The 20,037-nt window shown below is 72.8% G+C and carries 20 protein-coding genes and 3 tRNA genes; 14 read left to right on the top strand and 9 right to left on the bottom strand.

Going from position 1 to position 20,037, the window contains the following annotated elements; all coding sequences use genetic code 11:
* Nucleotides 1–2: 2 nt before the first annotated feature.
* The 3 genes from J3P38_RS12485 to J3P38_RS12475 are packed head-to-tail and all read right to left on the bottom strand — an operon-like array spanning nt 3 to nt 1,956.
* The gene (locus tag J3P38_RS12485) at nt 3–1,250 is read right to left on the bottom strand and encodes an RNA polymerase sigma factor (protein WP_210503863.1); all 1,248 of its coding nucleotides are present in this window, start codon (nt 1,248–1,250) and stop codon (nt 3–5) included.
* Entirely contained in the window at nt 1,247–1,600 is a 354-nt protein-coding gene (locus J3P38_RS12480) for a YciI family protein (RefSeq protein WP_210503862.1), read from the bottom strand. The genes J3P38_RS12485 and J3P38_RS12480 overlap by 4 nt, the downstream gene beginning before the upstream one ends.
* Complete coding sequence (locus tag J3P38_RS12475) at nt 1,597–1,956, bottom strand: YciI family protein (protein ID WP_210503861.1); 360 nt, start codon at nt 1,954–1,956, stop codon at nt 1,597–1,599. Before J3P38_RS12475 ends, J3P38_RS12480 begins: the two co-directional genes overlap by 4 nt.
* Before the next feature lie 126 nt (nt 1,957–2,082).
* On the opposite strand from J3P38_RS12475, the gene pgm reads away from it, so the two are divergent.
* Entirely contained in the window at nt 2,083–3,726 is a 1,644-nt protein-coding gene (gene pgm / locus J3P38_RS12470; protein ID WP_210503860.1) for a phosphoglucomutase (alpha-D-glucose-1,6-bisphosphate-dependent), read from the top strand.
* On the opposite strand, the gene J3P38_RS12465 is transcribed toward pgm, so the two are convergent.
* The 3 genes from J3P38_RS12465 to J3P38_RS12455 all read right to left on the bottom strand — a co-directional run bounded on the left by J3P38_RS12465 (nt 3,718) and on the right by J3P38_RS12455 (nt 5,355).
* Nucleotides 3,718–4,035 carry a hypothetical protein gene (locus tag J3P38_RS12465; protein ID WP_210441175.1) on the bottom strand — a complete coding sequence of 106 codons (318 nt, stop codon included), beginning with the start codon at nt 4,033–4,035 and terminating at the stop codon, nt 3,718–3,720. The genes pgm and J3P38_RS12465 overlap by 9 nt on opposite strands.
* Nucleotides 4,036–4,276: 241 nt before the next feature.
* Entirely contained in the window at nt 4,277–4,591 is a 315-nt protein-coding gene (locus J3P38_RS12460; RefSeq protein WP_210503859.1) for a matrixin family metalloprotease, read from the bottom strand.
* The gene (locus J3P38_RS12455; protein ID WP_210503858.1) at nt 4,528–5,355 is read right to left on the bottom strand and encodes a hypothetical protein; all 828 of its coding nucleotides are present in this window, start codon (nt 5,353–5,355) and stop codon (nt 4,528–4,530) included. Before J3P38_RS12455 ends, J3P38_RS12460 begins: the two co-directional genes overlap by 64 nt.
* Nucleotides 5,356–5,438: 83 nt before the next feature.
* Between J3P38_RS12455 and J3P38_RS12450 the strand changes: the two genes are divergently transcribed.
* The 3 genes from J3P38_RS12450 to J3P38_RS12440 are packed head-to-tail and all read left to right on the top strand — an operon-like array spanning nt 5,439 to nt 8,123.
* Nucleotides 5,439–6,404: a YihY/virulence factor BrkB family protein gene (locus J3P38_RS12450; protein WP_210503857.1), complete on the top strand. Its 966-nt coding sequence runs from the start codon at nt 5,439–5,441 to the stop codon at nt 6,402–6,404.
* A 2-nt stretch (nt 6,405–6,406) separates the two neighbouring features.
* The gene (locus J3P38_RS12445; protein WP_307807893.1) at nt 6,407–7,495 is read left to right on the top strand and encodes a potassium channel family protein; all 1,089 of its coding nucleotides are present in this window, start codon (nt 6,407–6,409) and stop codon (nt 7,493–7,495) included.
* A 4-nt stretch (nt 7,496–7,499) separates the two neighbouring features.
* Complete coding sequence (locus J3P38_RS12440; protein ID WP_210503856.1) at nt 7,500–8,123, top strand: hypothetical protein; 624 nt, start codon at nt 7,500–7,502, stop codon at nt 8,121–8,123.
* A 135-nt stretch (nt 8,124–8,258) separates the two neighbouring features.
* Here J3P38_RS12440 and J3P38_RS12435 read toward each other — a convergent pair.
* From J3P38_RS12435 to J3P38_RS12425, 3 genes are all read right to left on the bottom strand, one after another.
* Nucleotides 8,259–8,333 (bottom strand) — tRNA-Val (locus J3P38_RS12435).
* A 19-nt stretch (nt 8,334–8,352) separates the two neighbouring features.
* Nucleotides 8,353–8,423 (bottom strand) — tRNA-Cys (locus tag J3P38_RS12430).
* Nucleotides 8,424–8,456: 33 nt separating this feature from the next.
* Nucleotides 8,457–8,529, bottom strand: a tRNA-Gly gene (locus J3P38_RS12425).
* A 137-nt stretch (nt 8,530–8,666) separates the two neighbouring features.
* On the opposite strand from J3P38_RS12425, the gene J3P38_RS12420 reads away from it, so the two are divergent.
* The 10 genes from J3P38_RS12420 (at nt 8,667) to gltB (ending at nt 20,032) form a co-directional block, all read left to right on the top strand.
* Entirely contained in the window at nt 8,667–9,497 is an 831-nt protein-coding gene (locus J3P38_RS12420; protein ID WP_210503855.1) for an aminotransferase class IV, read from the top strand.
* Nucleotides 9,494–9,865: a phosphoribosyl-AMP cyclohydrolase gene (gene hisI, locus J3P38_RS12415; RefSeq protein ID WP_210503854.1), complete on the top strand. Its 372-nt coding sequence runs from the start codon at nt 9,494–9,496 to the stop codon at nt 9,863–9,865. Before J3P38_RS12420 ends, hisI begins: the two co-directional genes overlap by 4 nt.
* On the top strand, nt 9,858–10,451 hold the full coding sequence (locus tag J3P38_RS12410) for a Trp biosynthesis-associated membrane protein (RefSeq protein ID WP_210503853.1): 594 nt from the start codon (nt 9,858–9,860) through the stop codon (nt 10,449–10,451). The genes hisI and J3P38_RS12410 overlap by 8 nt, the downstream gene beginning before the upstream one ends.
* A 54-nt stretch (nt 10,452–10,505) precedes the next feature.
* On the top strand, nt 10,506–10,706 hold the full coding sequence (locus J3P38_RS12405) for an HGxxPAAW family protein (RefSeq protein WP_210441161.1): 201 nt from the start codon (nt 10,506–10,508) through the stop codon (nt 10,704–10,706).
* Between the two features lie 156 nt (nt 10,707–10,862).
* On the top strand, nt 10,863–11,660 hold the full coding sequence (gene trpC, locus J3P38_RS12400; protein WP_210503852.1) for an indole-3-glycerol phosphate synthase TrpC: 798 nt from the start codon (nt 10,863–10,865) through the stop codon (nt 11,658–11,660).
* Nucleotides 11,657–12,961, top strand: coding sequence for a tryptophan synthase subunit beta (trpB, locus tag J3P38_RS12395; protein ID WP_307807892.1), 1,305 nt, complete (start codon nt 11,657–11,659; stop codon nt 12,959–12,961). Before trpC ends, trpB begins: the two co-directional genes overlap by 4 nt.
* Nucleotides 12,958–13,773 carry a tryptophan synthase subunit alpha gene (gene trpA, locus J3P38_RS12390; RefSeq protein ID WP_210503851.1) on the top strand — a complete coding sequence of 272 codons (816 nt, stop codon included), beginning with the start codon at nt 12,958–12,960 and terminating at the stop codon, nt 13,771–13,773. The genes trpB and trpA overlap by 4 nt, the downstream gene beginning before the upstream one ends.
* A complete protein-coding gene (locus J3P38_RS12385; RefSeq protein WP_210503850.1) occupies nt 13,760–14,395 on the top strand; it encodes an SCO family protein in 636 nt (211 codons plus the stop codon). Before trpA ends, J3P38_RS12385 begins: the two co-directional genes overlap by 14 nt.
* 8 nt (nt 14,396–14,403) lie before the next feature.
* Complete coding sequence (lgt, locus tag J3P38_RS12380; RefSeq protein WP_210503849.1) at nt 14,404–15,330, top strand: prolipoprotein diacylglyceryl transferase; 927 nt, start codon at nt 14,404–14,406, stop codon at nt 15,328–15,330.
* A gap of 139 nt (nt 15,331–15,469) precedes the next feature.
* Nucleotides 15,470–20,032 (top strand): glutamate synthase large subunit, encoded by a 4,563-nt coding sequence (gene gltB, locus J3P38_RS12375; protein WP_210503848.1) that lies wholly within the window; start codon nt 15,470–15,472, stop codon nt 20,030–20,032.
* The last annotated feature ends 5 nt before the right edge of the window (nt 20,033–20,037 follow it).

Genomic DNA, 20,037 nt, shown 5'->3' with positions numbered 1-20,037 from the left:
GCTCACAGCCCCTCGCGCCGGCCCACCAGGAACTCCCGCTCGACCTCGTTGCGGCACGCGGCGATGGCCTGGTCGTACGCCGCGCGCGCCGCGTCGGTGTCGCCGGCGCGCGACAGCAGCTCGGCACGCACCGCCGCGGGCCGGTGGCTGTCGGCCATCTCCAGCCCCTCGAGCGCGGCGAGGCCGGCGGCCGCTCCGCGGTGCTCGGCGACGGCGACGGCTCGGGCCAGCCGCGCCGCCGGGGAGGGCGCCACGCGCAGCAGCAGGTCGTACAGCTCGACGACACGGTCCCAGCGGGTGGCCTCCGCCGTCGGGGCGGTGGCGTGCTCGGCGGCGATCCGCGCCTGCAGCAGGTACGACGCGGCGAGCGGCGTCAGCGGGCCGGTCAGGCTCGGTGTGGCCAGCAGCCGCATCGCCTCGGCGATCTCGTCGTGGCGCCACCGGGTGCGGTCCTGGTCGGCGAGCAGCACCAGCCGGCCGGCGTGCGCGCGGGCGTCGCGTCGGGAGTGCTGCAGCAGCACCAGCGCCAGCAGCGCGACCAGCGCCGGCTCGTCGGGACGCAGGGCCAGCACGACGCGCACCAGGCGGATCGCCTCGCCCGAGAGCTCGGCGCGGAGCAGGTCGGGACCGGCGCCGGGGGAGTAGCCGGCGGTGAAGGCCAGGTAGGCGGTCTGCGCCACCACGTCGAGCCGCTCGGGCAGCGCGGAGGCGTCGGGGACGGCGAACGGGATGCCGGCACCGACGATCCGCTTCTTCGCCCGGGTGATGCGCGCGGCCATCGTCGGCTCGGGCACCAGGAACAGCCGCGCGATGTCGGCCGTCGGCACACCGAGGACGAGCCGCAGCGAGAGCGCGCTCGCGGCCTCGCGGGCGAGGGCGGGGTGGGCGCACATGAGCACCAGCCGGAGGACGTCGTCCTCGACGAGGGTGCCGCCGTCGGCCATCGCGCGGGCGCCCTCCTGGGTGCGTTCGACGTCGGTGGCCAGCAACGGCAGCCTGCGCCGGGCGACCTCCTCGGTGCGGAGCCGGTCGACGACCCGCCGCCGGGCGGCGGTCATCAGCCACCCCGCCGGGTTGTCCGGGACGCCGTCGGCGGGCCAGGTGCGGCTGGCCGCCTCGACGGCGTCGGCGAGGGCGTCCTCGACGAGGTCGAGCCGCCGGAACCGCGCCAGCAGCAGCGCCACGAGGCGCCCCCACTCCTGGTGCACGACCCGGGCGAGGGCGTCCTCCGGGGGCTCGGCGGCGGTCACGTCACCTCGACGGTGGGATGGATCTGGATGTCGTAGGGCGGGAGCACCCGCAGCAGCTCCACGAGGACGTCGAGGTCGGGGGCCTCGACCAGGTAGAACCCGCCCATGCCCTCGATGGCCTCGGCGTAGGGCCCGTCGGAGAGCTCCACGGTGCCCGCCCTCGTCCGCATCACCGTCGCGTCGCGCGGGTCGCCGAGCGCCTCGCCGGCGAGCAGCTCCACGCCCTCCCGCTCGCTGCAGGCGGCGTCGAACGCCGCGAACCGGCCCATCGCCGCCTCCTGCTCCTCCTCGGTGTGCTCCGACCAGGGCTTCACCTCGCCGTCGCCGACGAGCAGCACCAGGTACCTCACGACGCGCGCTCCTCGGCGGTCACGCACCGGCGCACCTCGACGGCGTCGCCCGTGGCGGCCAGGACCAGGCAGCAGTCCAAGAGGTCGTCGAGGTCGTCGGTCTCCACGAGGTAGAAGCCGCCCACCTGCTCGCGGGTCTCGGCCCACGGGCCGTCGGTGACGGTGGTGGCGTTCGGCGCGATGGTGCGCGCCTGCGACGCGCGGTGCAGCTCGGCGCCGCCGGTGACGCGGTGGCCACGCTCGACGAGCCGTGCGGTGAACGTCTCGTGGGCCTCGTAGCCGGCGGCGCGCTCCTCCTCGGAGAGGTCCCACCACCTCTCCGCGTCGCCCAGCAGCAGTACGACGTACTCGGTCATCCCATGCCTCCTGTCGCGGGCCGCAGGGCTGCGGCCTCACCCCTTTGACGGGCCCACCCTGCCGGAATCGACAGCACGGCGGCAGGTCCCTCGACCGCCGGCCTCCCGACCCACCAAGATGGGGCCATGGCCACCCACGAGAGAGCCGGACAGCCCGCCCGCCCCGAGGACCTGGTGGACGTGTCCCACCTCGTGACGGCCTACTTCGACCTCGAGCCGGACCCCGACGACGTCGCCCAGCAGGTGGCCTTCGGCACCAGCGGCCACCGTGGCTCCTCGCTCACCACGTCCTTCAACGAGGTGCACATCGCGGCGACGACGCAGGCGATCTGCGACTACCGGCGGGAGCAGGGCTACGACGGCCCGCTCTTCATGGGTCGCGACACCCACGCGCTGTCGGAGCCCGCGTGGGCGACGGCGCTGGAGGTGCTGGTCGCCAACGACGTGACGGTCCTCGTCGACGACCGTGACGGCTTCACCCCGACCCCGGCGGTGAGCCACGCGATCCTGCGCGCCAACCAGGGACGCACCACGGGCGGCGGGCTCGCCGACGGCATCGTGGTCACCCCGTCGCACAACCCGCCGCAGGACGGCGGCTTCAAGTACAACCCGCCGCACGGCGGGCCGGCCGACTCCGACGCCACGAGCGTCATCGCGGCCCGCGCCAACGAGCTGATCCGCGGCAACATCGAGGGGGTGCGGCGGGTGGCGTTCGCGCGGGCACGCGCCGCGGCCGGCAGCTACGACTTCCTCGGCACCTACGTCGACGACCTCCCGTCCGTGCTCGACCTCGACGCGATCCGCGACGCCGGACTGCGCATCGGCGCCGATCCCCTGGGCGGTGCCAGCGTGGCCTACTGGGGCGAGATCGCCGAGCGGCACCGGCTCGACCTGTCGGTGGTCAACCCGCTGGTCGACCCGACGTGGCGCTTCATGACCCTCGACTGGGACGGCAGGATCCGCATGGACTGCTCCTCGCCCCACGCCATGGCGTCGCTGGTCGGGCGCAAGGACGAGTACGCCGTCGCGACGGGCAACGACGCCGACGCCGACCGGCACGGCATCGTGACGCCCGACGCCGGCCTGATGAACCCGAACCACTTCCTCGCCGTCGCCATCGCGCACCTGTTCGGGGGCGCGCGCCCGCACTGGCCGGAGGCGACCCGGATCGGCAAGACCCTGGTGTCGAGCTCGATGATCGACCGGGTGGCCGAGGCGATCGGCAGGCCGCTGGTCGAGGTGCCGGTGGGCTTCAAGTGGTTCGTCCCCGGTCTCATGGACGGCTCGTTCGGGTTCGGCGGGGAGGAGTCGGCCGGTGCGTCGTTCCTGCGCCGCGACGGCTCGACGTGGACCACCGACAAGGACGGGATCCTGCTGGCGCTGCTCGCCAGCGAGATCCTGGGCGCGACCGGGAGGACGCCGAGCGAGCACTACGCCGCCCTGGTCGCGCAGCACGGGGACCCGGCCTACGCCCGCATCGACGCGCCCGCGGACCGCGAGCAGAAGGCCAAGCTCGCGGCGCTGTCGCCCGACGACGTCGGTGCGACGTCGCTGGCCGGCGAGCAGATCACCGGCAAGCTCACCGAGGCGCCGGGCAACGGCGCGAAGATCGGCGGTCTGAAGGTCGTCACCGAGTCGGCGTGGTTCGCCGCGCGTCCCAGCGGCACGGAGGACGTCTACAAGATCTACGCGGAGTCGTTCCGCGGCCCGGAGCACCTCGCCGAGGTGCAGGAGGAGGCCCGGGAGGTGGTCTCGGCGGCCCTAGCGTGAGGAGCCGACCGGGCCCGCCTCGATCGGCTGGCGCGGCGCGTGCCAGTGCGGCCGGGCGGCGTCCGCCGGCGGCTCGTCGCGCCCGCCGTCGATCGCGTCCCTCGAGACGCTGACCGCGAGCACGGCGTCCAGGCGCACCAGCACCTGGTTCCCGGCCCCGTCGTCGAGGATGACGCCGAGCCCGTCGGAGCCGACGACGACCCCCTCGAGCCAGGTGCCGGACACCAGGACCCGCACCGGCGAGCCGGCGTCCTTGGCGTGGCGCAGCAGCGTGCCGACGGTGAACAACGTGCTCGACTGGCTCGACATGGCGGACCCCCTCAGGCTCCGGCCGACCCTACGCGCGCCCCTGCCCGCCGCCCCCGGTGTTGGGGGATCCTTGACCGAACGTCCGAGATCGGACGGCCCGTCTGGACCAGTGCGCCCTCAGCCGACCGGGGTGGCGCGCTCGACGATCGTCCGCAACGACTGGCGGGTGGCGGCGCGGGGGTCGGCGAGGGCCTCGGTCATGGCCCCACCGTAGGACCTCGGCCGTCGCGGACGGCCGGGCTCAGTGCTCGGTGACGCCGTCCGGGACCGCGACGCGCTCGAGCGCCGTCTTGCGGCCGGCGCGGAGCGGGCGGACGCAGCCCGCCTGGAGGCCGACCTCGGCGAAGCCCTGCAGGTCGCCGGCCTGGTAGGACAACGGCAGGTCGTAGAACTCGGGGCCCGGGGTCATGTACTGGTCGGTGGCGGGCACGTGGCCGAGCCCCATCGCGTGGCCCATCTCGTGCAGCGTGAGCTGCTGGAACTGCGCGGCCGTCATCGTCGCCGTGTCGTCGAGGTCGTAGAGCACGCCGCCGTCGCGGATGCGCAGCATCCGCATGCCGCGGGCGTCGCGGGCCCAGACGGTGCGGTCAGACCCGCCGCGCGCGGCGTACGCCGGGCCGAGGCGAGCGGGGTCTCCGCGTCGGTGGTGAAGGCGAAGACCAGCATCGGGTCCTTGCGGCGAAACCTCCTGTCGAAGGGCGCGGCGGAGGTCTCGCCGGTGAACCGGAAGGTGACGCCGGTGGCCTGCGACACGAGGGCGATGGTGTTGTGGATGCCCGCCGCGACCGTGGCGGCGTCGGGGGTCGCGCGCGAGGAGTTGATGCCGTAGGTCACGGTCCGGCAGGGGTCCCAGCGGTCGCCCTCCCTGCGCAGGCTCGCCCAGGAGGTGGGGGAGCCGAGCGGCACGTAGGCCGGGATCACGGTGAGCCGGTGCGCGCGCGAGGTGTCGCCGCGGTGCTTGCGGGTCCTCACCACGCGGGTGCGGAGCTTCGAGGAGTAGAACCAGTGCGTCGGCACGGTCATCGCGTACGCGCCGGACCTGTCGGACCTCGTCCTCGCGACCGTGCGCCAGCCCGAGGCGACCCTCTGCTCGAGCACGACGGTGCGCTTGGTGCGGCCCTTGTCCCTGACCTGGCCCGAGATGGCCACGGGCGCCCCGCCGGGGGCGACGGTGGCGCTGAGCGCCGCCGACACGCGGGTCTTGCGGGGCGCGGCCTGGGTCGGCGCGGCGAGCAGGGAGACGGTCAGCACGCTCGTGCTAAGCATCGCCACGGCGGCCACGACGGGGGTGCGGGAGGCGCGGAGCGGGTGTCGGCTCATGGCGTGACGCTACCCACGTCGTGCCCGGCGAAACCCTGGCACGCGTCCGGCGGATCGACGCTCCGGCTCGATAGCGTGGCCGCATGGTCGAGGCGCGCGAGGACACCCCTGCCCCGCGCCCGGTCGAGGCGCTGCTGCTCCGCCGCCGTGAGCAGCTGTGGCGGATCGTGGTCACCACGGTCGGGTCGTGCCTGCGGCACCGGGTGACCGGGCTGGCGGCCGAGGCGGCGTTCTTCGCCGTGCTCTCCGTGCCGCCGCTCATCTTCGCCCTGGCCGGCGCGGTGGGCTTCGTCAGCGAGCGCTTCACCGACACGCAGGTGGAGGACGTCCGCAACGCCGTCCTCGACATCTCGCGCCAGGCGCTGACCGAGAGGGCCGTCAACGGCATCATCCGGCCGACGATCGACACCGTCCTCGACGGCGGTCGCTACGACGTCATCTCCATCGGCTTCGTCCTCGCGCTCTGGTCGGGCTCGCGCGCCCTCAACGTCTTCGTCGACACCATCACGATCATGCACGGCCTCGGCGGACACCGGGGGATCGTCGCCACCCGTGCGCTCTCCTTCGTGCTGTACGCGCTCGCGATGGTGACCGGCGCAGTGAGCATCCCCCTCGTGGTGGCCGGGCCGACCCTGGTCAACCGGGTCGTGCCGCACCGGCTCGACTTCGTCAACAGCCTCTACTGGCCGGTGGTCCTGGCGGTCTGCATCTGCTTCCTCGCCACGCTCTACCACGTGTCGGTGCCGGTGCGGACGAGCTGGCGCTTCAACCTGCCCGGCGCCTGCTTCGCGCTGTTCTGCTGGATCGCCGGGTCGTACGTCCTGCGCTGGGTGCTGACGGTCACCGCGGCCGAGTCGCGCTCGATCTACGGGCCGCTGGCCGCCCCGATCGCCGTCCTGCTCTGGCTCTACCTGCTCGCCCTCGCCGTGCTCATCGGCGCCGCGGTCAACGCCGCCTTCGACACCGTCTTCCCGCAGAAGAGCACGACGCGCGCCCGGCTGGAGCTGGTGCAGCGGCTGCGCGAGCGGATCAGCGTGCGAGACTCCTGACCGTGCGCGCCGACACCTCTCATCCCAGCGTGGGGCGGGTCTCCCTGCCGGAGGTGCGCCGCTCGCCGTGGTGGGAGCTGGGTCGGCGCCTGCTTGCGGCGATGTCGATCCTCGTCGGCACCGTCCTGCTGGTCTACCTCGACCGCGACGGCTACCGCGACGGCAACGACCCCACGAACACGATCAGCTGGATCGACGCGATCTACTACACGACCGTCACGCTCAGCACGACCGGCTACGGCGACATCGCCCCGGTGTCGGACCAGGCCCGCCTGGTGAACGCGTTCGTGATCACGCCGGCCCGCATCGCCTTCCTCGTCCTGCTGATCGGCACCACCCTGGAGGTCCTCGCCTCGCAGGGACGTGAGATGTTCCGGGTCGCCCGGTGGAGGAAGAAGATGGACCAGCACGTCGTCGTCGTCGGCTACGGCACCAAGGGCCGCAGCGCCATCGAGACGCTCGTCAACAACGGCTACGACCGCGAGTCGATCGTCGTGGTCGACCCCGGCCCGGTGGCGATGGAGGAGGCCAACCGCGACCAGCTCGTCGGCATCGCCGGCGACGCCACCCGACGTGGGGTGCTGCGGCAGGCGGGCGTGGAGAAGGCGACCCACGTCATCATCACCACCGACCGCGACGACTCCAACGTGCTGGTGACGCTCACGGTGCGCCAGCTCAACCCGGACGCCTGGATCGTGGCCTCGGTGCGCGAGCAGGAGAACGTCCCCCTGATGCGCCAGTCGGGCGCCAACTCGGTCATCACCTCCTCCGACGCCGTCGGCCGCCTCCTGGGCCTGTCGTCGATGTCGCCGATGCTCGGGTCGGTCATGGAGGACCTGATGACCTACGGCGAGGGCCTCGAGGTCGCGGAGCGCGACCTGCTCGTCAACGAGGTGGGCAAGCAGCCGCAGCGGCTCCCCGACCAGGTCATCGCGGTCGTGCGCGACGAGAAGGTCTACCGCTACTTCGACCCGGTCGTCTCGCTCCTCGCCCGCGGCGACCGCCTCATCGTCGTACGCCCGGCGAAGGAGCTGCCGTGGGCGCCCCGCCCCGGCACCCACGGCGAGGACTCGGCCGACGAGGACGTCTGAGCCGGTGATCGCCTCCCACCGCCACCGGTTCGTCTTCGTCAAGACCCGCAAGACGGCCGGCACCAGCCTCGAGATCGCGCTGTCGCGCCACTGCGGTCCCGACGACATCGTCACCCGCATCAGCCCCGAGGACGAGGAGCTGCGCGCAGCCGCCGGGGGAGTGGGACCGCAGAACGACGACACCGACCCCAGCTCGTACGCCCACATGGGGGCGCGGCGCATCATCCAGGTCGTCGGGCGCCCGACGTGGGACGCGTACTTCACCTTCGCGGTGGAGCGGAACCCCTTCGACGTCGTCGCCTCGTCCTACCGCTACAGCGCCCGCAAGCCGACCTTCACCAAGACCTTCGGCGAGTTCGTGCGCACGCCGCGGCGCCTGGACCGGCTCGCCCTCAACGAGCGGCTCTACCGGGTCGGCGGCCGCGTCGCGGTCGACCGCGTCTACCGCTACGAGGACCTGCCCGACGCCGTCGCCGACATCTCCGCACGGCTCGGCGTCAACCTCGACCTGCCCCACGCGAAGCAGGGGAGCGGCCCGCACTACCGCGAGCTCTACGGACCGGGCGACGTCGAGATCGTGGCTCAGCGGTTCCGCCGGACGATCAGCGAGTTCGGCTACGAGTTCTGAGCCGCCCGGGGTCGTGGGGGACCCGACTCCGGGACCGGTCTGCGATCTCCCGCCCGTCCGGGGCTACTACGGCCGCGCCATCATGCCGGGGGCAGCAGAAGACCCCGCCCTCGAGGAGGACGGGGTCTGACTGCGTGGTGGGCGATACTGGGTTTGAACCAGTGACCTCTTCCGTGTCAAGGAAGCGCGCTACCGCTGCGCCAATCGCCCGTGTTGAGTTGTTCCTGCGAGGTGGGTACGGGATTTGAACCCGTGTAGACGGATTTGCAGTCCGTTGCCTCGCCTCTCGGCCAACCCACCGTGGAGGCCCACGTGTCGGGGGAGACCTCTCCGAGCGGACGACGAGGCTCGAACTCGCGACCTCAACCTTGGCAAGGTTGCGCTCTACCAACTGAGCTACGTCCGCTTGCGACCCGTTCCGGTTTCCCGGCCTGAGCGCGAGTGGAACAGTAGTACATGGCTCGACCGGCGCCCAAATCGGCCCCCCTCCAGCGTGTCCGGGGTGCCCGCCTCCAGGCAGCGGGGACGCATAGGGTGCACGGCATGCGCGCGTGGCTCAACGGTGACCTGCTGACCGATCCGACCGACGGGGCCATCGCCGTCACCGACCACGGGTTCACCGTGGGCGACGGGGTGTTCGAGGCGGTGAAGACGCTGCACGGGCGCCCCTTCGCGCTCACCCGCCACTTGGCCCGGCTCCAGCGGAGCGCGGCGGGCCTCGGGCTGCCCGCGCCCGACCTCGACGACGTGCGCCGGGGGGTCGAGGCGGTGCTCGGGGGCGAGGCGGCCGACGACCCCGTGGGACGGCTCCGGATCACGTGGACCGCCGGTCCCGCCCCGATGGGCTCGGGTCGCGGTGGGGGACCGGCGACGCTGGTCGTGGCCTACAGCGCGATCGACGCCGCGGCGAGCAGCACGACCGTCGCCACGGTCCCGTGGACCCGCAACGAGCACGGCGCGACCGCCGGGTTGAAGACGACGTCGTACGCCGAGAACGTGATCGCCCTGGCACACGCCAAGGAGCGCGGCGCCACCGAGGCCGTCTTCGCCAACACCGCGGGCGACCTGTGCGAGGGCACCGGCTCCAACGTCTTCTACGTCGTCGACGGCGAGCTGCGCACACCCACCCTGGCGGCGGGCTGCCTCGCCGGCATCACCCGCGACCTGGTGATCGAGTGGTGCGGCGCGCGGGAGGTCGACGCGCCGCTCGTCGAGGTCCGTGCCGGCGCCAGCGAGGTGTTCCTGGTCTCCACGACGCGCGACGTCCAGGCCGTCTCGCGGTGGGACGACCGCGAGCTCCCGGCGCCGGGACACGTCACCCGGCGGTGCGCGGAGACGTGGGCCGCCCGCGAGGCTGAGACGATGGACCCGTGAGCACCCCTTCCTCCTCGTCCTCCTCCCTGGACCCGGCGGTCGCCGCGCGGCTGCGGCACACCGCGGACGGGCTGGTCCCCGTCGTCGTGCAGCAGCACGACTCCCGCGAGGTCCTCATGCTGGCGTGGGTCGACGACGAGGCGCTCGCGCGGACCATCGACACCGGCCGGGCGACCTACTGGTCGCGCTCGCGCGGGGAGTACTGGGTCAAGGGCGACACGTCCGGGCACGTGCAGTGGGTGAAGGAGGTCCGGCTGGACTGCGACGGCGACACCCTGCTCTTCGTCGTCGACCAGGTGGGCGCCGCCTGCCACACCGGTGACCACACCTGCTTCGACGCCGACCTGCTCCTCCGGGTCGATGGCTGAGCCGGCCCGTCACCCGCGCCGGACCTTCGGGCCGGTCGTCGCGCTCGAGCTGGTGGCCGGCGGGCTGGCCGCCTACGCCGCCGGCAAGCCGTGGGTCACCGGCGAGGGCGCGGACTCCGCGCCCGGCATGGCGACGACGACGTGGGGCGAGGTCGCCTCGTCCCCGCTGGGCACGGCCCTCGGCCTGGTCGCGCTGGCCTGCGTCGGAGTGGTGCTCGTGACCCGGGGCCGCTTCCGGCGGGCCGTCACCTGGCTGGCCGTGGTGGTGGCGCTCGGCTACGCCGCCACCGTCGTCTGGGCGCCGTCCAGCCTCCCGGACCACCTCCGCGAGCAGGTGCGCACCCGCACCGGCGCCGAGCTGGAGAGCACCTCGCTCACCGGATGGTTCTGGCTGGCCGCGGCCGCGGCTGTCCTGCTGCTGGTCTCCACGGCGCTGGCCGTGCGCCTGGTCCGGTCGTGGCCGGAGATGGGCACGCGCTACGACGCGCCCACCAGCGCCCGGGACGACGCGGCCGTCCCCCGGCAGCCGACGGAGAACATCGACATCTGGAAGGCCCTCGACGAGGGCCGCGACCCGACGGCCTAGCCGACCGCCTAGACTTCATCCCGCACCCGCTGACCCGACGAAGGAGCACCGACGATGGCTGCAGGCCACGGCAACACCCCCGCTGCTTGGACCGCCGTGGCGGTCGCGATGCTCGGATTCGTCGTGGGCAGCGTCGCCCTGCTGCAGGTGCCGGCGCAGGAGACCCTGCTGTGGATCGGCATCATCATCGCCGTCGCCGCGCTCCCGTTGTTCCTGGTGCTCAACAAGCTCGGGTTCAACTCCTCCGACCACTGATCCGCAGCGCGTCCGCACCACGTCCGAGCCCCGGCCGACCAGCGGCCGACCGGCGGCCGACCGGCGGCCGACCGGCGGCCCGGCCAGCGCGGTCTCCCGTCCGGCCACTGGGCACCGGCCCCCGGCCTGCTGGGCCCCGGATGAGAGGCTGAGCCCATGCCTGCGACCGCTTCCGTGCTCGACGACATCGTCGCCGGGGTGCGCGAGGACCTCGCGCGCCGGGAGGCGGCGGTCCCGATCGGCGACCTCCGCGCCCGGCTCGCCGACGCGCCCGCGCCACGCGACCCGATGCCGCACTTCCACGCGGCCGGCTCGAGCGTCATCGCCGAGGTCAAGCGGCGGAGCCCGAGCAAGGGCGACCTCGCGGACATCCCCGACCCTGCGGTGCTCGCGACGGCGTACGCCCGCGGTGGCGCGGCGGCGATCTCGGTCCTGACCGAGCAGCGGCGGTTCGGCGGCAGCCTCGACGACCTCCGCGCGGTCCGCGCCGCCGTCGACGCGCCGATCCTCCGCAAGGACTTCATCGTCGAGACCTACCAGCTCGTCGAGGCCCGCGCCGCCGGCGCCGACCTCGCGCTGCTGATCGTCGCGGCGCTCGACGACGACACCCTGCGTCGCCTCCACGACGAGGCGCGCGAGCTCGGACTCACCGTGCTCGTCGAGGTCCACGACGAGGCCGAGACCGAGCGCGCGCTGGCGCTGGCCCCCGCACTGGTCGGCGTCAACAGCCGCAACCTCAAGACCCTCGACGTCGATCCCGACGTCTTCGGCCGCCTCGCCCCGCAGATCCCGGACGACGTCGTCCGGGTCGCCGAGAGCGGCATCACCGGCGTCGCCGACGTCGAGCGCTTCGTCTCCGAGGGAGCGGGCGTCGTGCTGGTCGGTGAGGCGCTGGTCAAGGACGGCGACCCCGAGGCCGCCGTACGAGCGATGACAGGAGTGACAGCGCGATGAGTGAGGGCCTGAGCGTGCCCATCGGGCCGATGCGCTACGAGGCCGACGAGCGCGGCTACTTCGGCGAGACGTGGGGCGGGCGCTTCATGCCCGAGGCGCTGGTCGCCGCCCTCGACGAGCTGACCGAGGCGTGGCACGACGCCATGGCCGACGAGGCGTTCGTCGCCGACTTCGAGCAGGTGCTGCGCGACTACGCCGGCACGCCGAGCCGGCTCTACCACGCCGAGCGGCTCTCCGAGACCGTCGGCGCACGCGTGCTGCTCAAGCGCGAGGACCTCAACCACACCGGCGCCCACAAGATCCGCAACGTGCTCGGCCAGGCCCTGCTCACGCGGCGCATGGGCAAAACGCGGGTCATCGCGGAGACGGGCGCGGGCCAGCACGGCGTCGCGAGCGCCACCGCCGCCGCGTGGTTCGACCTCGACTGCACCGTCTACATGGGTGCCGTCGACACGCGGCGCCAGGCCCTCAACGTCGCCCGGATGCAGCTGCTCGGCGCGACCGTCGTGCCGGTCGAGTCGGGCAGCGCGACGCTCAAGGACGCCATCAACGAGGCACTGCGCGACTGGGTCGCCAGCGTCGACCACACCGCCTACCTCTTCGGCACCGCCGCCGGCCCGCACCCGTTCCCGAGCATGGTCCGCGACTTCTGCCGCGGCATCGGCGACGAGGCGCGCGCACAGTGCCTCGAGCAGTACGGCGTGCTGCCCGACGCGGTCGCAGCCTGCGTCGGGGGCGGCTCCAACGCCATCGGCCTGTTCACGGCGTTCCTCGAGGACGAGGGCGTGGAGATCCACGGCTTCGAGCCCGGCGGCGACGGCGTGCACACCGGCCGCCACGCGGCGACGATCCACGCCGGCGAGCCCGGCGTCCTCCACGGCGCCCGCACCTACGTGCTGCAGGACGAGGACGGCCAGACCGTCGAGTCGCACTCGATCTCGGCGGGGCTCGACTACCCCGGCGTGGGACCGCAGCACTCGTTGCTGTCCGCGGCCGGTCGGGCGACGTACACGCCGGTCACCGACGCCCAAGCGATGGAGGCCATGGCGCTGCTGAGCCGCACCGAGGGGATCATCCCCGCCATCGAGTCCGCGCACGCCGTGGCCGGCGCCGTCGAGCTCGCCAGGAGGCTCGGCGAGGAGAAGGGCCCGGACGCGACGATCATCGTCAACCTCAGCGGCCGGGGCGACAAGGACATGGGCACGGCCATCGAGTGGTTCGGTCTCGGCGACGCCGAGCGCGGGCCCGAGGCCGACCTCGAGCAGATCGAGGAGCGGGTCGAGATGGAGGCTCCGCAGTGACGTCGACGACCTCGACCTCCACCGCCTTCGAGAAGGCGCGCGCCGAGGACCGGGCGGCCCTCATCGGCTACCTTCCCGCCGGCTACCCCAGCGTCGAGGGCTCGATCGAGGCGTTCGCGACGATGGTCGAGGCCGGTTGCGACGCCATCGAGATCGGCCTGCCCTACAGCGACCCGGTGATGGACGGACCCACCATCCAGGCCGCGGCGCAGGCCGCCCTCGACGGCGGCGTCCGCACCGCCGACGTGCTCCGCGTCGTGGAGGCGGTGGCGGCCATGGGCGTCCCCACGCTCGTGATGACCTACTGGAACCCGATCGAGCGCTACGGCGTCGAGCGCTGGGCCACCGACCTGGCCGCGGCCGGGGGAGCGGGCCTCATCACCCCCGACATCACCCCCGACCACGGGTCGGAGTGGATCGCCGCGGCTGACGCCCACGACCTCGACAAGGTCTTCCTCGTCGCGCCGAGCTCGACCGACGAGCGGATCGCGATGACGGCCGCGGCCAGCAGGGGCTTCGTCTACGCGGCCGCCGTCATGGGCGTCACGGGCGCGCGCGACGCGACGTCCGACCTCGCCGGCCCGCTGGTGGGCCGGGTGCGTGCGTGCGGCGACGTGCCGGTGGCCGTGGGCATCGGGGTGAGCAACGGCGACCAGGCGGCCGACGTGGCGGCGTACGCCGACGGCGTGATCGTGGGGTCGGCGTTCGTGCGCTGCCTGCTCGACCACGCCGGCGACCGGGCGGCCGGCCTCGCGGCCCTGCGCGAGCTGACGACCGATCTCGCGGAGGGTGTGCGCCGTGCGCGGGCGTAGGGCGCGGGCCCTCGTCCTGGTCGCCCTGCTCGGTCTGCTCGCCGCGTGCGGCGGGCGCGCGCAGACGGCCTCGGCGGAGCTCACCGGCACCCGCCTCGACCCACCCTTCGAGGTCGCCTCGACCCCGCTCGTCGACACCGACGGCGAGGCCTACAGCCTCACCGAGGACACCGACGAGGACCTCACGCTGGTGTTCTTCGGCTACACCCACTGCCCCGACATCTGCGGGCAGGTGATGGCCACCCTCGCCGGCATGCTCGCGCGCCTCGACGACGAGCAGCGCGAGCGGCTCGAGGTGGTCTTCGTGACCACCGACCCCGCCCGCGACACCGAACAGGTGGTCGCCGACTACGTCGCGGCGTTCGACCCCGCGATCACGGGCCTCACCGGCGACCGCGCCGACATCGTGGAGGTCGCGGCGAGCATGAAGGTCGCGATCGGCTACTTCGACGCGGCGGGCCGCGAGCTCGACCCGCAGGACCTTCCCGACACCTACGAGGTCGACCACGGCACCCAGGTCTTCGGCGTCAGCGCCGACGACGACGTCGAGACCTACTGGGGCTCCGACGTCTCGCAGGCGCAGCTCGCCCGCGACGTCACGATGCTGCTCGACGAGGGATGATGCTGCCCATGCCGAGCCTCCAGTCGCCGATGGTGACGCTGCTGTCCATCCCCAGCCCCGCCGAGGGCGTGTGGCACCTCGGACCGGTGCCGATCCGCGGCTACGCGCTGTCCATCATCCTCGGCATCGTGCTCGCGATCTGGATCGGCGAGCGCCGCTGGGTCGCTCGCGGCGGCCGGCCCGGGGAGGTCAGCGACCTGGCGATCTGGGCGGTGCCGTTCGGCCTCGTCGGCGGACGGCTCTACCACGTGATCACCGACTGGGAGCTCTACTTCGGTGACGGCGAGAACCCCATCACCGCGCTGTACGTCTGGCGCGGCGGCCTCGGCATCTGGGGCGCGATCGCGCTCGGCGCCGTGGGCGTGTGGCTCGGCGCCCGCTCCAGCGACATCAAGCTGCTTTCGCTCCTCGACGCGATGGCGCCGGGCGTGCTGGTCGCCCAGGCGGTCGGCCGCTGGGGCAACTGGTTCAACCAGGAGCTCTACGGTCGTCCGACCGACCTGCCGTGGGCGCTGGAGATCGACGTCGCGCACCGGCCCGCGCAGTACCTCGAGGTCGCGACGTACCACCCCGCCTTCCTCTACGAGTGCCTCTGGAACCTCGCGGCCTTCGGCCTGCTCGTCTGGCTCGACCGGCGCTTCCGTCTCGGCCACGGCCGGGTGGTCGCCCTCTACGTCATGCTCTACACCTCGGGCCGGGCGTGGATCGAGAACCTGCGCATCGACGACGTGCAGATGGACGACGTGCTGGGGCTGCGGCTCAACGTGTGGACCTCCCTGGTCCTCTTCACGCTCGCCGCGGCGTACTTCGTGTGGTCGGCCAGGCGGCACCCCGGCCGCGAGGAGGCGGTGCGCACCCGCGAGCCGGAGCCCGACGAGCAGGCCGGGTCCGGCGACGAGCCCGCGCCGCGCAGCACCGCCGATCCCACGGCCTGAAACGTCGCGCACCGGCGCCGATCGCCGGTGATAGATTCTCCCTCGCTCGGGCCAACGTCGTCCCCAGCGGAAACGCCCACCCCCAGCCCCACCCGCGCACGCCCCGGGAGAGGCAGGACGACGACGGGAGAATGCCTCCATGCACGCATTCCCGCCGAGCCAGGGTCTCTACGACCCCCGGCACGAGAAGGACGCCTGTGGCGTCGCCATGGTCGCGACCCTCACCGGTGAGGCCAGCCACGACATCGTGGTCAAGGCGCTCACCGCGCTTCGCAACCTCGACCACCGCGGCGCCGCCGGCGCCGAGGTCAACTCCGGCGACGGCGCCGGGATCCTGCTCCAGGTGCCGGACGCGTTCCTGCGCGAGGTCACCCGCGACCTGGGGTTCGAGCTGCCCCCGTCACGTGCGTACGCCGTCGGCACCGCGTTCCTGCCCGGTGACGCCGACGCGGTCGCCAAGACCCGGCAGCGCATCGAGGAGATCGCCGACGAGGAGGGGCTGAGCGTCCTGGGCTGGCGCGACCTCCCGGTCGACGACTCGACCCTCGGCGCGACCGCCCGGAGCGTGATGCCGACCTTCGCGCAGGTGTTCGTCGCCGGCAAGGGGTCGCGGATCAGCGGCATGGGGCTGGAGCGCCTGGCGTTCTGCCTGCGCAAGAGGGCGGAGTCGGAGACCGACGTCTACTTCCCCTCGCTGTCCTCGCGGACCCTCGCCTACAAGGGCATGCTCACCACCGACCAGCTCGACCGGGTCTTCCCCGACCTCACCGACGAGCGCGTCGCGTCCGCCATGGCGGTGGTGCACTCGCGGTTCTCGACCAACACGTTCCCGAGCTGGCCGCTGGCACACCCGTTCCGCTTCATCGCCCACAACGGCGAGATCAACACGGTGATGGGCAACCGCAACTGGATGCGGGCCCGCGAGGCGCTGCTCGAGAGCGATCTCATCCCCGGCGACCTCGAGCGCCTGTTCCCGATCTGCACCCCGGGGGCGTCGGACTCGGCGTCCTTCGACGAGGTGCTCGAGCTGCTGCACCTCGCCGGCCGCTCGCTGCCGCACGCCGTGCTGATGATGATCCCGGAGGCCTGGGAGAACCACCGCGAGATGGACGCGCAGCGCCGTGCGTTCTACGAGTTCCACTCCATGCTGATGGAGCCGTGGGACGGCCCGGCGTGCGTGGTCTTCACCGACGGCACGCAGGTGGGCGCCGTCCTGGACCGCAACGGCCTGCGCCCCTCGCGCTACTGGGTCACCGACGACGGCCTGGTCGTGCTGGCCTCCGAGGTCGGCGTCCTCGACCTCGATCCCGCCACGGTGGTCCGCAAGGGCCGGCTGCAGCCGGGCCGCATGTTCCTCGTCGACACCGAGGAGCACCGGATCATCGAGGACGAGGAGATCAAGAGCCAGCTCGCGTCCGAGCAGCCCTACGACGAGTGGCTGCACGCCGGGCTGATCCACCTCGACGACCTCGACGAGGTCGAGCACGTCGTCCACACGCACGCGTCGGTGACTCGGCGCCAGCAGGTCTTCGGCTACACCCAAGAGGAGCTGCGCGTCCTGCTGAGCCCGATGGCCAACACCGGCGGCGAGGCGCTCGGCTCCATGGGCACCGACACGCCGATCGCGGCGCTGAGCGACAAGCCGCGACTGCTGTTCGACTACTTCGCCCAGCTGTTCGCCCAGGTGACGAACCCGCCGCTCGACGCGATCCGCGAGGAGCTCGTGACCTCGCTCAGCGGCTCGATCGGACCCGAGGCCAACCTGCTCGAGCCCAGCCCCGCCTCGTGCCGGCAGATCGTGCTCCCGTTCCCGGTCTTCTCCAACGACGACCTGGCCAAGATCCGCCACATCAACCGCAACGGCGACATGCCCGGTTTCCAGGTGCACGTCGTGCGCGGGCTGTACGACGTCGAGGGCGGGGGAGCGGCGCTGGAGGCGCGGCTCGACGAGCTGTGCGCGGAGGTGTCCGCGGCGATCGCCGACGGCGCCCGCATCATCGTGCTCTCCGACCGGCACTCGACCGCCGAGCTGGCGCCGATCCCGTCGCTGCTGCTCACCGGCGCGGTCCACCACCACCTGGTCCGCGAGAAGACCCGCACGCAGGTCGGGCTCCTCGTCGAGGCGGGCGACGTCCGCGAGGTGCACCACGTGGCGCTCCTCGTCGGCTACGGCGCGGCCGCGGTGAACCCCTACCTGGCCATGGAGTCGGTCGAGGACCTCGCCCGCGAGGCGTACTACGTCAAGGTCGACCCCGAGCAGGCCGTCGCCAACCTCATCAAGGCGCTCGGCAAGGGCGTGCTGAAGGTGATGTCCAAGATGGGCGTCTCCACCGTCGCCTCCTACACCGGCGCGAAGATCTTCGAGTCCGTCGGGCTCTCGCAGGCCGTCATCGACCGCTACTTCACCGGCACGACCTCCAAGCTCGGCGGCATCGAGCTGGCCACGATCGCCGAGGAGGTCGCCCGGCGGCACGCGACGGCGTACCCCCGCGGCGGCATCTCGCCGGCGCACCGCGAGCTCGCCACCGGCGGCGAGTACCAGTGGCGCCGCAGCGTGAAGGGCGATGCGGAGCCGCACCTGTTCGACCCCGAGACGGTGTTCCGCCTCCAGCACTCGACGCGCAGCGGCAGCTACGACATCTTCAAGCAGTACACGAACCGGGTGGACGAGCAGTCCGAGCGGCTGATGACGCTGCGCGGGCTGTTCAGGTTCAAGGAGGGCGTCCGCGAGCCCGTCGACATCGAGGAGGTGGAGCCGGTCTCGGCGATCGTGAAGCGCTTCTCCACCGGGGCGATGTCCTACGGCTCGATCAGCCAGGAGGCGCACGAGACCCTGGCCGTCGCGATGAACCGGCTGGGCGGCAAGTCCAACACCGGCGAGGGCGGTGAGGACCCCGACCGGCTGTACGACCCCGAGCGACGCTCGGCGATCAAGCAGGTCGCCTCCGGGCGCTTCGGCGTGACGTCGGAGTACCTCACCAACGCCGACGACATCCAGATCAAGATGGCCCAGGGCGCCAAGCCCGGCGAGGGCGGCCAGCTGCCCGGCCACAAGGTCTACCCGTGGGTGGCCAAGACCCGGCACTCCACGCCGGGCGTCGGCCTCATCAGTCCGCCGCCGCACCACGACATCTACTCGATCGAGGACCTGGCGCAGCTGATCCACGACCTCAAGAACGCCAACCCGGCCGCGCGCGTGCACGTCAAGCTCGTCTCCGAGGTCGGCATCGGCACGGTCGCGGCGGGCGTGTCCAAGGCGCACGCCGACGTCGTGCTGGTCTCCGGCCACGACGGGGGCACCGGCGCCTCGCCGCTGACCTCGCTCAAGCACGCCGGTGGTCCGTGGGAGCTCGGCCTCGCCGAGACGCAGCAGACGCTGCTGCTCAACGGGCTGCGCGACCGGATCGTGGTGCAGGCCGACGGCCAGCTCAAGACCGGCCGCGACGTCGTCGTCGCTGCGCTGCTCGGCGCCGAGGAGTACGGCTTCGCCACCGCCCCGCTGGTCGTGAGCGGCTGCATCATGATGCGGGTCTGCCACCTCGACACCTGCCCGGTGGGCGTCGCGACGCAGAACCCGGTGCTGCGCCAGCGCTACAGCGGCAAGGCCGACTACGTCGTGAACTTCTTCGAGTTCATCGCCCAGGAGGTCCGCGAGCTGCTCGCCCACCTCGGCTTCCGCAGCCTCGACGAGGCCATCGGCCAGGTCGGCACGCTCGACGTGGCCGGGGCGGTCGACCACTGGAAGGCCGCCGGCCTCGACCTCACGCCGATCCTGCACCAGGCGTCCGCGCACGGGGAGTTCGGCCAGTTCGAGGACCAGGACCTGCGCAGCACCAAGGCGCAGGACCACGGGCTCGACAAGGCGCTCGACAACGAGCTCATCGCGATCGCCGCGCCGGCGCTGGAGTCCGGCGAGCCGGTGCGCGCCCAGGTGGCCATCCGCAACGTCAACCGCACCGTCGGCACGATGCTCGGCCACGAGGTCACCAAGCGCTACCGCGGCGACGGGCTGCCCGACGGCACGATCGACATCACCTTCACCGGCTCCGCGGGGCAGTCGTTCGGCGCCTTCGTCCCGCGCGGGATGACGCTGCGGCTGGAGGGCGACGCCAACGACTACGTTGGCAAGGGCCTCTCCGGCGGCCGGCTGGTGGTGCGCCCCGACCGGGCGGCGCGTTTCGAGTCCTCCGAGCAGATCATCGCCGGCAACACGATCGGCTACGGCGCCACGTCCGGACAGATCTTCCTGAGCGGCCGGGTGGGCGAGCGGTTCTGCGTGCGCAACTCCGGCGCGAGCGCCGTCGTGGAGGGGGTCGGCGACCACGGCTGCGAGTACATGACCGGCGGCGTCGTCGTGGTGCTCGGACCGACGGGGCGCAACTTCGCGGCCGGCATGTCCGGCGGGTACGCGTTCGTGCTCGACCTCGACGAGCGTCGGGTCAACCCCGAGCTGGTCGAGCTCGCGCCCGTCGCCGGCAAGGCCGCCGACGAGCTCAGGACGCTCGTGGAGCAGCACGCGGAGGAGACCGGCTCGGCCGTCGCCGCGGCGCTGCTCGCCGACTGGGACGCCTCGCTCGCCCGGTTCACCGAGGTCATGCCCCGGGACTTCAAGCGCGTCCTCGAGGCGCGCGAGGAGGCCCTCGAGGAGGGCCTCGACGAGGACCAGGCCGCCGCTCGCATCATGGAGGTGCTCCATGGCTGACCGCA

This window comes from Nocardioides xinjiangensis (assembly GCF_017916455.1).
GTDB lineage: Bacteria > Actinomycetota > Actinomycetes > Propionibacteriales > Nocardioidaceae > Nocardioides > Nocardioides xinjiangensis.
The sequence above is the reverse complement of the archived record's forward strand: the minus strand, read 5'-3'. Positions and strand labels throughout refer to the sequence as shown.